We start from the raw sequence: 12,412 nt of genomic DNA, 5'->3' as shown, positions 1-12,412 counted from the left end.
ATGGCAACTTTGACGGTTAAGGTCACCACCAAAAGTAAATGGTGGGTAAAGCCAGCTCTCTGCCTGGAAAAGATGGGTATCACTCTTCGCCTGGTGCGTGAGAGTGGGGTCGAGTCAATTTCCAAGTTCATCGCTGCGCACGGCTTCGATATCAAGGTGGAAAAATAAATGACAAAACCGAAGATCATCAACTTTGATGTGTCTCTGCCAAGCTCTGCGCATGCGGGACATATTATAAACCAGATTGAAAAAGAAATGGCTGACCTTCCTTTGACTGCTGTTAACGCCATCCGATTTTATCAAGAGGTCCAGCGTCGCCTGGGTGCTGAGACACTAATATCCGTGGTAGAGACACAAAGCGAGTAAATAAATGGCAAAGCTCACCGACAAACAAGAGCTGTTTGCCTGAGGATTCGAAATGGAGCTAACAGATACACAAAAAGCTCTTTTCGATGCCATGACAAAATTACAGCAGAATTTTGCGTTAGGCATTGTGAAGGGGCTTAACCAAATTGACGCTTACCGTGCAGCAGGTGGGAAGGCCAAGACCGAAGAAAGCGCCCACGCGTCTGCAAGTGAAATCTTAAGTAATCCTAAGGTCAAGGCATTTCTGGATGTAATCAGCGACGCGGCGATAAGTGACGCCGTGATGACTCGTAAAGAGGCTCTAGAGCGGCTAACTTCCCTCGGGCGAGCAAACCTATCAGACTTGGTCGAGTTTGGTGAGCAACCAGTAGGAGAGGATGACGAGGGGAATCCTGTAATTCAGGCCACCTGGAAGTTTAAAGACTCCGCACTGCAAAGTCCTGTCTCTCTCTCCGCAATACAAGAGTTAACGGTTGGTAAGCGCGGTATATCAATCAAGTTGCACGACCCCAAAGCAGCCATCCGCCAACTCTCAGATTTGGAGGGATGGGATGCGCCTAAGAAGACGGAGATTGCAGCCACCCTTAACCTGAACAGGCCTCTAAGCGAGCTATTCGAAGATGACAGCGATTAACCCGATATTCAAACCCTTCATCAAGCCATATCGCTATAAAGTAGCAAAGGCGGTCGCGGGTCAGGGAAAAGCTGGACAATTGCACGTTTACTCGTAGAGATATCTCGCCGGGGGTGCTATCGCTTTCTCTGCGCCCGCGAACTCCAGAACAGTATTAGCGACTCAGTGATTCGCCTGCTTGATGACACGATTGCCAGGCATGGCTACCAGGCAGAATTTGAAGTTCAACGTAGTAGCATTCGCCACCTGATCACCGGTAGCGAGTTCATGTTCTACGGCATCAAGAACAACCCCACAAAGATAAAGTCCCTTGAGGGTGTGGACATCTGCTGGATTGAAGAGGCGGAAGCTGTATCAAAAGACTCATGGGAAGTGCTGATACCAACCATCCGCAAGCCGGGGTCTGAAATATGGGTTAGCTATAACCCGAAGAACATTCTGGATGATACGCATCAGCGGTTCGTCATATCACCACCTGATGATATTTGCCTGCTTACTGTTAACCACGACGACAACCCACACTTCCCCGAGGTTCTTCGCCTTGAAATGGAGGAGTGCAAGCGTAAGGACTACGACCTCTACCTACACATTTGGGAGGGGGAGCCGGTTGCTGATAGCGACATGGCGATTATCAAGCCTTCATGGATTGTTGCTGCGGTTGATGCTCACCTGAAAATTGGGTTTGCAGCATCAGGTCGTAAGAGAGTCGGCTTCGACGTGGCCGATGAGGGAGAGGATAGCAATGCCACCACCCTGGCACACGGTTCTGTCGTGATGGATTGCCAGCAGTGGAACAAAGGCGACGTAATCACCTCTGCAGATCGCGTTAAGAACTACGCAGAAGAGGTCAGGGCAAGCGAGATAGTTTATGACTCCATCGGTGTTGGTGCTGGCGTAAAAGCCCACCTTAAGCGCGTGTGCCGCATTCCCGCTACCGGATTCAATGCCGGTGAGTCTGTGTTTAAGCCTGAAGCAAAATATGCAGACGGCAAAACAAACAAAGACATGTTCTCAAACATCAAGGCCCAGGCCTGGTGGGGGGTGCGTGATCGCTTCTATAACACCTGGCGCGTGATTAAACATCTCGAAGCCAACCCGAACGACACTGAGTTTGTGAAGCAATTCAGTGATGACCAGCTAATCAGCCTTTCATCCGGCATTAAGCAGCTTGAATACCTCAAGGCAGAATTGTCACGCCCTTGGGTTGACTACGACAACAACGGTCGAGTGAAAGTTGAAAGCAAAAAGGACATGAAGAAGCGCGGAATCCCGTCCCCAAACATGGCCGACTCACTGATTATGGCGTTTGCGCCGATTCACAAACCATTCCATATCCCTGACGAGATACTTCAATGACCAGACGTAAGCAGCCAGTGCAGGAAGCTCGCCGGGAGCCAACAAAGATTACGCAGATGCATCTGGACTCTGCATCCGTTGCGAATGACGCAGCGCCAATGGCCGAGTTTAAGCGCTATGAGCCATTGCCTGGCGTAATACCAGCGGGCAAAGAGAAAACTGTGTTTGCCATGGATGCCACGCCCTATGAGGCCATCAACCTTATGTACGCTGGCGCTGAGTATTCTGGCTTCCGTGGCTACCCGGCGCTGGCGGCGATGTCGCAGCAGGTCGAATACTCGAACATGCATAACGTGTTCGCCGATGAGATGACGCGTAACTGGATTGAGGTCAAGAGCCGCAAGGAAGGCGACCATGACCCGGCCATCGACGAGATGGAGCGAGCCCTTGAAAAGTACGATGTGAAGCGCCTGATGCACGAAGCCGTGCGACAGGACTCCATGTTTGGAGTGGCACACATCTACATTGATACCGGCGCGAAAGGTGATGAGCTTAGCAAAGCGTTATTCCTGGACCCGCGTAAGATTCCTCAGGGCTCGCTCAAGGGGCTGCGCGTTGTTGATCCAACGTGGGTATACCCTGCTCTGTATAACACTCGCTGGCCGCTTCAGGAGGGGTTCTACAAGCCTCAGTCGTGGTTCGTCATGGGCGACGTTGTGCATGAGTCAAGATTCATGGATATCGTCAGCCGCCCGGTGCCAGACATCCTCAAGCCATCCTACAACTTCGGTGGCCTGTCGCTAACGCAGTTGATGGAGGATTACGTTAACGACTGGCGAGACGCCAAGAAGAACGTGATTAAGATTCTCCGCACTCTGCGTATGCGAGCGCTGAAAACAGACATGGATGCTCGACTGCAAGAGCCTGGCCAGTTCGATAAACGTATCAAGCTGTTCACGCAGTATCAGGATAACTTCGGTATTTGGGCGCTGGATACGCAAGAGGACTTGCTGCACATGCAGACATCCCTCAGTGAGCTATCAAGCCTCCTGTCGAACTACCAAGACCAGCTGTGTATGCCTGCGCGAATCACCAACCTTAAGCTGCTTGGTAACGCGCCCGCTGGACTTAATGCTTCTGGCGACTCCGAGCTTGCCACGTGGCACGAAACGGTGTCCGGGTATCAGGATGGCGAGATGCGTAAGCCGCTGGAGAACATCTTCAAGATTATCCAGCTGTCAGAGTTCGGCGCTATCAACGATGACCTCTACTTCGAGTTCAAGCCTCTGGATGAAATCAGCGAGAAAGAACGCGCTGAAATCGCCAAAATTCGCGTTGAGACTGTGGCCGTGGCCGCAGATAGCCAGCTGGTTAGCTCTGAAGAGGCGCGAGAGGCGTTGAAGGGCATTGAAAACGCCGGTTTCGAAACTCTGGATGGTGATTATGAGCCGGAAGAAGACGAAGAGTTTGAAGGCGGTCAACTATAACGCCGGAAACATCAAGTGGTATCAGCGGGAATTGCTCGCAGAGATACGCGAGATGAATGATGACGTTAAGCGTCAGGTGCTCGATATCATTCGTGATAACCCACTGGCGATGAACTCAGAACTGGCGATGGACGCCAACCCGGTTCAACTGGTCAAACGCGCTCTCGATGCGCTGGCCCGAAAATGGGTAGACCGCTTCATCAACAAAGCATTCCCGATATCTGATGGCCTGGTTAAGAAAACAGAGTCAGCGGTTGATCGGGGATTGTTGGCCTCAGCCCGCAAAGAATCGCTCACCATCAACATGCAATGGACTCCGGCAATGACTGAAAAGGTCGATGCCATCATTGCTGAAAACGTGTCTCTGATTCGCTCCATCCCTGAGAAATACTTCACCGAGGTAGAAGGGATGGTATACCGGGCTGTTGCTCGAGGTGGTGACCGTAAAGCCCTGGCAGACGAGATTGAGGCTAATTTCGGTAAGCGGCACGGCATCACCCGGCGCAGGGCTGAGTTTATCGCTCGTGACCAGACTCGAAAGGCAACCAGCGCACTGTCAGCAGCAAGGCAGCAAGCAGCCGGAATCACTGAAGGTGAGTGGGTGCATAGCGGCGGAGGCCATAAGCCACGACAGAGCCACGTTAAAGCCGGTAAAGAGCGCAAGCGCTTCAAGCTATCCGAAGGTTGCCTGATTGATGGCGAGTACATCATGCCGGGACAATTGCCGAATTGCGGTTGCACCTGGAAGCCGGTGCTGCCCTTCTGATTTAACCAACAACACAAGGTCACTTCGGTGGCCTTTTTTATTGCCTGAAGAAAGGTGAAGCATGAAAGACGTGAAGTTTGCCTTTGACCGGGCAAGTGTTCGCACCTACGACGCAGACGGGATGATGCATGTTGCGCTAACGCCAATCAGCAAAGCCAACGTGTGCGTCTACTACGGGAAAGAGATTCCAGATTCCGAGGTGTTAGGGCTGATTCCTGAAAAGGCATACCGCCTGCTGCGAGACCCTGAAGAGCTGCGAAAAGCTGCGCCAACGTTCAACAACAAGCCGGTGCTTAACCAGCACATCGGCGTAATGGTCGCCGAGCCGCCGAAGGAAGCCATCATCGGTTCAACCGGTGAGAGTGCTGAGTTCGATGACACCTACCTGAAAAACTCAATGGTCGTATGGGATTTGGATTCCATCATGGGCATTGAGACTGAGCGCCAAAAAGAGATTTCATCCTCCTACCGCTACAGGCTTGACCTTACGCCAGGCGTGTACGAGGGCGAGGCATACGATGGAGTTATGCGCGACATCGTTTGTAATCACGTGGCAATAGTGCCAAGTGGTCGGGCTGGCCCCGACGTGTTTGTTTATGACTCCAAACCAACAGGAAGAAACCTAATGTCAAAACTGACCGAAAAGTTGATGTCGGTGTTCAAAACCGCATTAGCTAACGACGAAAAGCCCGAGGACGTCGAAAAGAAAGTCGACGCCGTTATCAAAGACGAGGCCACTCAGGCTGAAAAAGATAACGAGTCCGAAGCAGAACGCCTGAGGCGCGAAGAGCGCGAGCTGAAAGAGCGTGAAGAGCGCGAAAACAAAGATCGTAAGCGTGACCGCGCCGAAGACGAAGACGAAGACGACAAAGATAAAAAGTCGAAAACGGCTGACGACGAGGACGACGACAAAAAAGAGAAAGAGAAGATGGCAAACGACAGCCGGTTGGCAATGGATGCCGCCATTAAAGGCGTTGAAGCTCGCTTTACAGCGCTTCGCCAGGCCGAGCGTGATGTTCGTCCAGTGGTTGGCGACCTGGCCTGTGACAGCGCAGAAGAGGTTTATCGCACCGCTCTGAAACAGATGGGTTGTGAAGACCACGCAAGCCTGCCTGAAGGCGCTCTCCGCTCAGTGTTTAACGCACTGGCAAAAGCACCAACTATGGCGCAGGACTCTGCCCCTCACCATCTGAGCGGCGACACCAAATCCGATGTACTGAAAATGATTCGCGGGGGCAAATAACATGGCGTTTCAAGAGAGCGTAGGCATTTATCGCGGTGTAGGCCAGGTCGGTCACCCCGCATCAACTTCACCAATTATCGCTGCTGCCGGTGGCCCTGGCGCGTTCAAGGCTGCAACCGCAGGCGTGAACATCGCAACCTTTGTGTTCCGTGATGCAGCAGACCCTAAAGTAGTGTCCAACGTAGCACCGACTACCGATTCCAAGCCGATTGGCTTCATCCAGAACCTCGGTCAGGCAATCATCGGCTACGGCCAGAGTGCAAGCATGTTGATTCGTGGCGGTGTTGAAGTCTCTCCGAAAGTTGGCGGCGACTTCTGGGCCAAGTCCACTACCGTTGCCACTAACGGCCAGAAAGTTTTCGCAAGCGTAACTGACGGCACCATTGCTACCGGCGCTGCCGGCGCTGCCGTAGCTGGTCATGTCGAGACCGAGTGGTACGTTTCACAGGGTGCAGCAGTAGGCGACCTGATCATCATCTCTACCTGGAGCAAAGCATAATGGCTCAACCATCATTTAAAGACTTCATCCAGGTTGCTAACGCCCAGGGTATTTACCTTCAGCCGTCAGTAACCCGCCTGGCAATGGATGCCGACCCTCAGCCGTCACTGGCGCCAAACGGCGGCATTCCGGCAATCGTATCAACGTTCATCGATCCAACTATCGTTGAAACTCTGTTCGCCCCTAACCGCGCCACAGCAATTCTGGGGCGAGAAGAGAAGCGTGGTGCATGGGCTCAGGACAGCTTCATGATTCAGCGTATCGAAGAAACCGGTGACACTGTTGCGTATGACGACTACAGCGAGCAGGGCGGCGTGCAGGTTACCCCTTCATGGGAAAACCGTGACGTCTACCGTTACCAGACAATGGTTACCTATGGCGAGCTGGAGCAAGAGCGTTACGGGCTGGCTATGCTGCCGTATGTCGCTAAGAAGCAACGCGCCGCAATTAACGTTCTCGACCAAGACCAGAACAAGTTCTACTTCTACGGCGTCGCTGGCCTGCGCAACTACGGTCTGCTGAATGACCCAGAATTGCCAGCACCAATTACGCCGATTAGCGTGGGCGGCAATGTGCTGTGGAGTGCAAAGCAGGTTGTAGACAAATACAACGATATTCTTGCTCTGTACGAAGACTTGGTTGCTCGTACCAACGGCATCGTAGGCGACGGCGTGGATATGTCATCTAACCTCGTGCTGGCGATGTCAAACAAGCTCAGCGTAAATCTGAAGTCTGCGAACGAAATCTTCGCTACTTCTCTGGAAGACATGCTGAAGAAAGCGTTTCCGAACATGCGGTACGAAACCGCACCACAGTACAGCACTGCTGCTGGTGAGCTTATTCAGATGTTTGTAGAGACCGCTCAGGGTCAGGAAGTTGGCTTCATGGCTTACAGCGAAAAGCTCCGTGCTCACCCGCTTGTAACTGAAGTGTCTTCCTACAAGCAGAAATACTCTGGAACCACTTATGGCGCGGTAATCACCCAGCCATTCCTGTTCGCACAAATGCTGGGGGCATAATGGCTGCTAAATCTTCTACCTACATCATCGGCTGCAAGCTTCCTAACGGCCTGGTAATCAATCACGAAGGTCAGCGAGTTAAGCTCGCTGGCACAAATGATTCCCTGCTGCTCAACGGCTTCGGTATTACGCGTGATGTTCCTGCTGATTTATGGGATGCCTTCGCAAAGACTTTTGCTGATCAGCCCCTGATTAAAAACGGAGTGGTGTTTGCTGTGGCCGACGAAAAATCAGCGCAGTCGGCATCAAAAGAGCGTCAGGACCAGAAAACCGGCCTGGAGCAACTCGACCCGAAAAAGCAGCAGACCGATCCCGATAAGGACTAAGCCATGGGCGTCGTAACTCTGGATATTCCCAAGTTCCGCGCCATGTTTCCTGAGCTCTCAAATGTAGACGATGCTCTCCTGCCATTCCTTTTCGACCAGGCCACTGATTACCTGAATAACACCGAATACTCACTTGTCATCGACGTCATCAAGCGCGAGAGGTTTCTCTACCTGCTGATGGCGCACTTGGCGTATGTGCGTTACGGGGACAACAGGAAAAGAGGTGGCTCGGGAATGGTGGGGCGCATTTCTTCTGCAACTCAGGGCAGCGTGTCTGTTTCATCTGACCTGGGCCCCATTGAGTTCCGTTACGCATGGTACACGCAGAGCCCATACGGTATGGACTACTGGCAAGCCACGAAGGTTTACAGAATGGCTAACTACTACCCGGGGAGCGCTTATGACTAACGCGGAGAAGTATCTGCAGGATATCGCAGACAAGCTTAATGCCTCTGAGGTCAAGGCCGGGTTTTACAGCGGGGCAACTTATCCAGATGGTACCAGTGTTGCGATGGTGGCCGCGAGAAACGAGTACGGAGACCCGGCAAATAATCAGCCGCCGAGGCCGTTCTTCCGAAATGCTATCACCAATAAGCAGGAGGAGTGGAAAGGCTCAATCTCTCGCGGCCTGGCTTCTGGAATTGACGCCAAAGGTGTTCTCGAAGTGGTAGGCGCTCAGATAAAGGGTGACATCCAAGAGTCTATTTCTGAGCTGATGGAGCCAGCGTTATCTCCAGTAACGATTCATCGTCGCAGGACGCGCAAGGAGCGGAAGAATGATTCCACCAAGCCGCTCGTGGACACCGGGGTGATGTTCTCTGATGTTAATTACGAGGTGACGTGATGAACCTGCATCAAATCGTAAGGGGGGCGATCACCACCGTAAACCCTGATGTTGAAGGCGTGTTCAAGGTGAATGTTGGTTACGTCACCAAGCCGGGAGGCATCCGTGAGAACGCCTACACAGAGCTACCGGTCACCGTCCAGCTGCAGGAGCTTTCATCTACCGACCTTCGGCAGGTTGACGCCGTGAACATTCAGGGGATTTTGCGAACCGCATACCTGAACGGTCGCTTTGATGGTGTTAACCGGCCAAATCAGAAGGGTGGTGATTTCCTGCTGGTGAACGGTGAAACGTGGCTGGTTGCGAAGGTAGTTGAGATGTGGCCGGACTGGATAAAGGTCATCGTTACGCAGCAGGTGCAGAAATGACAGCGGCGCTTAGCATCAAAGAGATTGACCTGCTTATCCCGCTGCAGGCGTTCCTGATGGAGATAACCGGCCTGGATATCGACCACGTCCTGAAGGGGCAGCAGAACCTCACGCCAATGCCGCTGGAGAACTTCATCATCATGACGCCGCTTCGGCAAGTGGGCTTGTCCACAAACCGCATGGTGTATGACGACAATGGCGTATTCGGCGAGGGTAAGCAGCTTAACTCCCGCACAACACAGTGGCCATGCCAGATTGACTGTTACGGCGAGGGCGCTGCGAATTTGGCTACAGTCATCGCGACGCTAACCCGTAGCGATTACTCATGCGAATGGTTCAGGGCAAACGGTGGGATTCTTTCCCCAAGCCACTGCACCGAGCCCCACCAAACCACGATGATAAATGGCGAACAGCAGTATGAAGACCGATGGACGATGGAGTTTGTCGCTCAGTATGACCCGGTCGTCACCATACGCCAGGACTTCATGAAAGAAATTAACGTCGGCATTGTTGCCGCAGATATCAAATTCCCACCGGAGAGTGCATAAATGGCAATCCCACTACGTAAAGATGTGCAGATCAACCCCGGAGTACTCCCGGCTGGGGGCTCTGCGCTTGACCTGAATGGCCTTATCCTGACCGACAACGCTTACGCCCCAATCGGGCAGGTGCTGACGTTCACCACCAAAGAAGACGTTTCCAAATACTTCGGCAGCCTGTCAGAAGAATATGCGATGGCGAATGTTTACTTCTCTGGGTACAACAACTCACTGAAAACGCCAGGCGCATTGCTTTTCTCTGCCTTCAATCATGCTCCAGTTTCAGCATGGCTTCGCGGTGGCTCTATGGCTGCGGTTACACTTGAGCAGTTAAAAGCGATGAGCGGCACCCTGACCATCACTGTAGATGGCACTCAGCATGCAGCAACGGCAGTCGACCTGGGCGCGGCTACAAGCTTTGCGAATGCTGCAGACATTATCCAGACTGCGATCGGCAGCAGCGTTACAGTTACTTTCGACACCAACCAGAAAGCATTCATCATCAAGTCTGCGACTACCGGCGCAGCAAGCAGCATCAGCTTCGCATCCGGCACCATTGCCGCTCCGCTGAAACTGACTGCCGGCACTGGGGCCGTGTTGTCTAATGGCGCAGACGTTCCGTCAGTTGCCGATGCCATGCAGTCCGTGCTCGATAACTCTCAGAACTGGGCGTTTGTAACGACCTCATTTGAGACGACAGAAGAACTGGCGCTGTCTCTGTCATCCTGGGTGACGGGCCAGAACTATCGCTTCGGTTACGTGCCGTACACCATGGAAGCCTCTGCGCTGGTAACTGGCTCTGCTGATACGCTGGCGTTCAAAATCATCGCGGTTAACAACTACTCAAACGTGGTGCCGGTGTATGGGCGCAATATCCACGCAGCTTCCATCCTGGGTTACGTCGCATCACTGCCGTTTGACCGCCAGGAAGGACGAGTTACCGCTAAGTTCCGTGAGCTTTCCGGCCTGCCTGCAGTAGTAAAAACCAGCGCGGCATATGACGCCCTGATCGCCAATGGATACAACTTCTACGGCAACTATGCGCAGAACAAGGTCGTTGAGGACTACTGGGCAGCCGGCACTATCACCGGTGACTTTAAGTGGCTGGACACCTTCGCATTCCAGATGTGGCTGAACGCTACCCTGGCTAAAGATGCGATTCAGGTTCTCAAGTCAAACCGCAGCATTCCGTACAACGCATCTGGCAAGGCGATCATCGAAGCATCATTCGCGGACACCATCAATCAGGGTATCGCGTTTGGCGGAATCCGTACCGGCGTCGACCTGTCCAGTCAGCAGATTTCCGAGATTCAGAACGCCGTTGGCGCTGACATCTCACCATCTCTGATTGCCAAGGGTTACTACCTGTACATCGGAGACCCGACACCAACGCAACGAGCGGAGCGCACAAGCCCGCCAATGACTCTGTGGTATTGCGACGGCGGCGCAGTGCAGAAAATCACTCTGGCATCGATTGAGGTTCAGTAAATGGCGAATAACACAATTACCAGTGCTGACTCCATCTTTGCACTGACAGTAACAAATCTGTTCCCGAGCGCGCAGCGCATTGAAGGGTACGCAGCTGATGCGATGTTTGCCCTGGGCGACACGGAGATGGCTCAGGCGGTGCGTGGTGCTGACGGTAAGCTTTCTGCCGGTTACGTCTTCGGCGAGTTCCTGCAAACCATCACAATCATGCCTGACAGCCCATCGCGCAGCATCTTCGAAACGTGGCAGCTCACATCAACGACTGCGAAAGCCGTATTCCGCTGCAACGCAACAATCATCCTGCCATCCCTGGGCCGCAAGTTTACGCTTACCAACGGGGTGCTGCAGCGCGTTAAAGCCATCCCGGATGCGCAGCGTGTCCTGCAGGCGATGACGTTCCAGATCAACTGGGAAAACGTAGTCGGCGAAGCCTACAACCCTTAAGGAGCCACAATGGCACGTAAAGAGCTTTATTACACAGTTGAGGGCAAGGGGCGTGACAAGGGAAAAGTATTCCACATCACAGAAATGCCAGCCTCTCAAGCAGAATGGTGGGCCATCCGCGCCGGACTGGCAATGGCGAAAGGCGGAGTTAACCTGCCTGATAACTTTTCAGATTTGGGTATGGCGGGAATGGCAAAAGTCGGTCTTGAAATGGTTGCGAAGATTCCTGTCGAGGATGCGCGCCCGCTCCTGGAAGAACTGATGTCATGCGTACAGGCGGTGCCTAATCCATCTGATCGCAGCATCAAGCGCGGCCTGATTGAAGATGACACCGAAGAAGTCTCCACCCGCCTCAAACTTCGCACCGAAGTGCTCAAGCTCCACGTAGATTTTTTAACCGCCGCCGCCAGCTAGATATTCCTCCCGTCATGAGTTCGGAGGTCGTCGGGCTTGCGGACTATGCCAACGTTCCAAAGACAATCGCCACGGTTCTGTCGTCGGGCAAATGCTCGCTGACAGAGCTGAGCACGAACCTGGGAACAGAGGATTTGTGGTGGTGGCTCGAAATCATAACCGTGGATAACTACAACCAGATGGTCATCAACAAAGCGCAGGAGAAAGGCTGATGCCAACGATTATTGATTCACTGGTCGTTACGCTCGGCCTTGACTCTTCCGGCTTCAAGAAAGGCCAGAAGGATGTAGGTAAAGGGCTAAAAGACACCAAAGATAACGCCGAACAAACGGCGAAAGACATGGAGGCCGCAGGTAAAAGAGCGGCCTCTTTCTTTGGGTCAATTCGAAACGAAGTGATAGCTCTTGCCGGTGTTTCCCTGTCGCTCATCGGGGTTAAAAACTTCGTAACGGGAATGACGGAAAGCCTGACAAAGCTGAGCGTCACCTCAAAGGCTTTGGATTTATCGCCGAAGCAGTTAGAGGGGTGGACTGGTGCCGCTGAAGCCGTGGGGTCAAGCACCGAAAAGGTCACGGGAATTCTCGGCAACTTCCAGAAATTAGTTAACGATTTTCGGGGTGGTGGTGACATTAGCAACAACCCACTGGTAAAATTCTAGGTGGAATTAGCGGTGTTACTG

Annotated in this window: 18 protein-coding genes and 1 pseudogene; all 19 read left to right on the top strand. The window is 52.9% G+C overall.

Annotated elements, in window-relative coordinates; all coding sequences use genetic code 11:
- The 19 genes and pseudogenes from EL098_RS23240 to EL098_RS16970 all read left to right on the top strand — a co-directional run bounded on the left by EL098_RS23240 (window position 1) and on the right by EL098_RS16970 (window position 12,391).
- Window positions 1–168 carry a hypothetical protein gene (locus EL098_RS23240; RefSeq protein WP_164716889.1) on the top strand — a complete coding sequence of 56 codons (168 nt, stop codon included), beginning with the start codon at window positions 1–3 and terminating at the stop codon, window positions 166–168.
- Window positions 169–366 (top strand): hypothetical protein, encoded by a 198-nt coding sequence (locus EL098_RS17055; protein WP_126357300.1) that lies wholly within the window; start codon window positions 169–171, stop codon window positions 364–366.
- A 52-nt stretch (window positions 367–418) separates the two neighbouring features.
- A complete protein-coding gene (locus EL098_RS17050; RefSeq protein ID WP_126357299.1) occupies window positions 419–1,000 on the top strand; it encodes a terminase small subunit in 582 nt (193 codons plus the stop codon).
- Window positions 987–2,356, top strand: a pseudogene (locus EL098_RS17045) (PBSX family phage terminase large subunit). Before EL098_RS17050 ends, EL098_RS17045 begins: the two are co-directional and overlap by 14 nt.
- Window positions 2,353–3,783: a phage portal protein gene (locus tag EL098_RS17040; protein WP_126357297.1), complete on the top strand. Its 1,431-nt coding sequence runs from the start codon at window positions 2,353–2,355 to the stop codon at window positions 3,781–3,783. Before EL098_RS17045 ends, EL098_RS17040 begins: the two are co-directional and overlap by 4 nt.
- Window positions 3,740–4,549, top strand: a complete 810-nt coding sequence (locus EL098_RS17035) for a phage head morphogenesis protein (protein WP_232012237.1) — start codon at window positions 3,740–3,742, stop codon at window positions 4,547–4,549. Before EL098_RS17040 ends, EL098_RS17035 begins: the two co-directional genes overlap by 44 nt.
- Before the next feature lie 61 nt (window positions 4,550–4,610).
- Window positions 4,611–5,792: a DUF2213 domain-containing protein gene (locus EL098_RS17030; protein ID WP_126357296.1), complete on the top strand. Its 1,182-nt coding sequence runs from the start codon at window positions 4,611–4,613 to the stop codon at window positions 5,790–5,792.
- 1 nt (window position 5,793) lies between these two features.
- Window positions 5,794–6,291, top strand: a complete 498-nt coding sequence (locus EL098_RS17025; protein WP_126357295.1) for a structural cement protein Gp24 — start codon at window positions 5,794–5,796, stop codon at window positions 6,289–6,291.
- Window positions 6,291–7,310: a hypothetical protein gene (locus EL098_RS17020; RefSeq protein ID WP_126357294.1), complete on the top strand. Its 1,020-nt coding sequence runs from the start codon at window positions 6,291–6,293 to the stop codon at window positions 7,308–7,310. The genes EL098_RS17025 and EL098_RS17020 overlap by 1 nt, the downstream gene beginning before the upstream one ends.
- Window positions 7,310–7,636 (top strand): hypothetical protein, encoded by a 327-nt coding sequence (locus tag EL098_RS23575; protein WP_126357293.1) that lies wholly within the window; start codon window positions 7,310–7,312, stop codon window positions 7,634–7,636. Before EL098_RS17020 ends, EL098_RS23575 begins: the two co-directional genes overlap by 1 nt.
- Window positions 7,637–7,639: 3 nt before the next feature.
- Entirely contained in the window at window positions 7,640–8,044 is a 405-nt protein-coding gene (locus tag EL098_RS17010; protein WP_126357292.1) for a DUF4054 domain-containing protein, read from the top strand.
- Window positions 8,037–8,480: a hypothetical protein gene (locus EL098_RS17005; RefSeq protein WP_126357291.1), complete on the top strand. Its 444-nt coding sequence runs from the start codon at window positions 8,037–8,039 to the stop codon at window positions 8,478–8,480. The genes EL098_RS17010 and EL098_RS17005 overlap by 8 nt, the downstream gene beginning before the upstream one ends.
- Window positions 8,480–8,848: a hypothetical protein gene (locus EL098_RS17000; protein ID WP_126357290.1), complete on the top strand. Its 369-nt coding sequence runs from the start codon at window positions 8,480–8,482 to the stop codon at window positions 8,846–8,848. Before EL098_RS17005 ends, EL098_RS17000 begins: the two co-directional genes overlap by 1 nt.
- On the top strand, window positions 8,845–9,396 hold the full coding sequence (locus tag EL098_RS16995; RefSeq protein ID WP_232012235.1) for a phage neck terminator protein: 552 nt from the start codon (window positions 8,845–8,847) through the stop codon (window positions 9,394–9,396). Before EL098_RS17000 ends, EL098_RS16995 begins: the two co-directional genes overlap by 4 nt.
- Complete coding sequence (locus EL098_RS16990) at window positions 9,397–10,875, top strand: DUF3383 domain-containing protein (RefSeq protein WP_126357289.1); 1,479 nt, start codon at window positions 9,397–9,399, stop codon at window positions 10,873–10,875.
- The gene (locus EL098_RS16985) at window positions 10,876–11,319 is read left to right on the top strand and encodes a phage tail fiber protein (protein WP_232012234.1); all 444 of its coding nucleotides are present in this window, start codon (window positions 10,876–10,878) and stop codon (window positions 11,317–11,319) included.
- A 9-nt stretch (window positions 11,320–11,328) separates the two neighbouring features.
- Window positions 11,329–11,733: a hypothetical protein gene (locus EL098_RS16980; protein ID WP_126357288.1), complete on the top strand. Its 405-nt coding sequence runs from the start codon at window positions 11,329–11,331 to the stop codon at window positions 11,731–11,733.
- A gap of 14 nt (window positions 11,734–11,747) precedes the next feature.
- On the top strand, window positions 11,748–11,945 hold the full coding sequence (locus EL098_RS16975; RefSeq protein ID WP_126357287.1) for a transglycosylase: 198 nt from the start codon (window positions 11,748–11,750) through the stop codon (window positions 11,943–11,945).
- A complete protein-coding gene (locus EL098_RS16970) occupies window positions 11,945–12,391 on the top strand; it encodes a hypothetical protein (RefSeq protein ID WP_126357286.1) in 447 nt (148 codons plus the stop codon). The genes EL098_RS16975 and EL098_RS16970 overlap by 1 nt, the downstream gene beginning before the upstream one ends.
- Window positions 12,392–12,412: the final 21 nt, after the last annotated feature.

The organism is Cedecea lapagei (assembly GCF_900635955.1).
Taxonomy (GTDB): Bacteria; Pseudomonadota; Gammaproteobacteria; order Enterobacterales; family Enterobacteriaceae; genus Cedecea; species Cedecea lapagei.
The sequence above is the reverse complement of the archived record's forward strand: the minus strand, read 5'-3'. Positions and strand labels throughout refer to the sequence as shown.

Excerpts from the sequence above, each read along its gene's own strand:
- EL098_RS23240 (WP_164716889.1), top strand. The coding sequence starts at position 1 with ATGGCAACTTTGACGGTTAAGGTCACCACCAAAAGTAAATGGTGGGTA.
- EL098_RS17055 (WP_126357300.1), top strand. The coding sequence starts at position 169 with ATGACAAAACCGAAGATCATCAACTTTGATGTGTCTCTGCCAAGCTCT.
- EL098_RS17050 (WP_126357299.1), top strand. The coding sequence starts at position 419 with ATGGAGCTAACAGATACACAAAAAGCTCTTTTCGATGCCATGACAAAA.
- EL098_RS17040 (WP_126357297.1), top strand. The coding sequence starts at position 2,353 with ATGACCAGACGTAAGCAGCCAGTGCAGGAAGCTCGCCGGGAGCCAACA.
- EL098_RS17035 (WP_232012237.1), top strand. The coding sequence starts at position 3,740 with ATGAGCCGGAAGAAGACGAAGAGTTTGAAGGCGGTCAACTATAACGCC.
- EL098_RS17030 (WP_126357296.1), top strand. The coding sequence starts at position 4,611 with ATGAAAGACGTGAAGTTTGCCTTTGACCGGGCAAGTGTTCGCACCTAC.
- EL098_RS17025 (WP_126357295.1), top strand. The coding sequence starts at position 5,794 with ATGGCGTTTCAAGAGAGCGTAGGCATTTATCGCGGTGTAGGCCAGGTC.
- EL098_RS17020 (WP_126357294.1), top strand. The coding sequence starts at position 6,291 with ATGGCTCAACCATCATTTAAAGACTTCATCCAGGTTGCTAACGCCCAG.
- EL098_RS23575 (WP_126357293.1), top strand. The coding sequence starts at position 7,310 with ATGGCTGCTAAATCTTCTACCTACATCATCGGCTGCAAGCTTCCTAAC.
- EL098_RS17010 (WP_126357292.1), top strand. The coding sequence starts at position 7,640 with ATGGGCGTCGTAACTCTGGATATTCCCAAGTTCCGCGCCATGTTTCCT.
- EL098_RS17005 (WP_126357291.1), top strand. The coding sequence starts at position 8,037 with ATGACTAACGCGGAGAAGTATCTGCAGGATATCGCAGACAAGCTTAAT.
- EL098_RS17000 (WP_126357290.1), top strand. The coding sequence starts at position 8,480 with ATGAACCTGCATCAAATCGTAAGGGGGGCGATCACCACCGTAAACCCT.
- EL098_RS16995 (WP_232012235.1), top strand. The coding sequence starts at position 8,845 with ATGACAGCGGCGCTTAGCATCAAAGAGATTGACCTGCTTATCCCGCTG.
- EL098_RS16990 (WP_126357289.1), top strand. The coding sequence starts at position 9,397 with ATGGCAATCCCACTACGTAAAGATGTGCAGATCAACCCCGGAGTACTC.
- EL098_RS16985 (WP_232012234.1), top strand. The coding sequence starts at position 10,876 with ATGGCGAATAACACAATTACCAGTGCTGACTCCATCTTTGCACTGACA.
- EL098_RS16980 (WP_126357288.1), top strand. The coding sequence starts at position 11,329 with ATGGCACGTAAAGAGCTTTATTACACAGTTGAGGGCAAGGGGCGTGAC.
- EL098_RS16975 (WP_126357287.1), top strand. The coding sequence starts at position 11,748 with ATGAGTTCGGAGGTCGTCGGGCTTGCGGACTATGCCAACGTTCCAAAG.
- EL098_RS16970 (WP_126357286.1), top strand. The coding sequence starts at position 11,945 with ATGCCAACGATTATTGATTCACTGGTCGTTACGCTCGGCCTTGACTCT.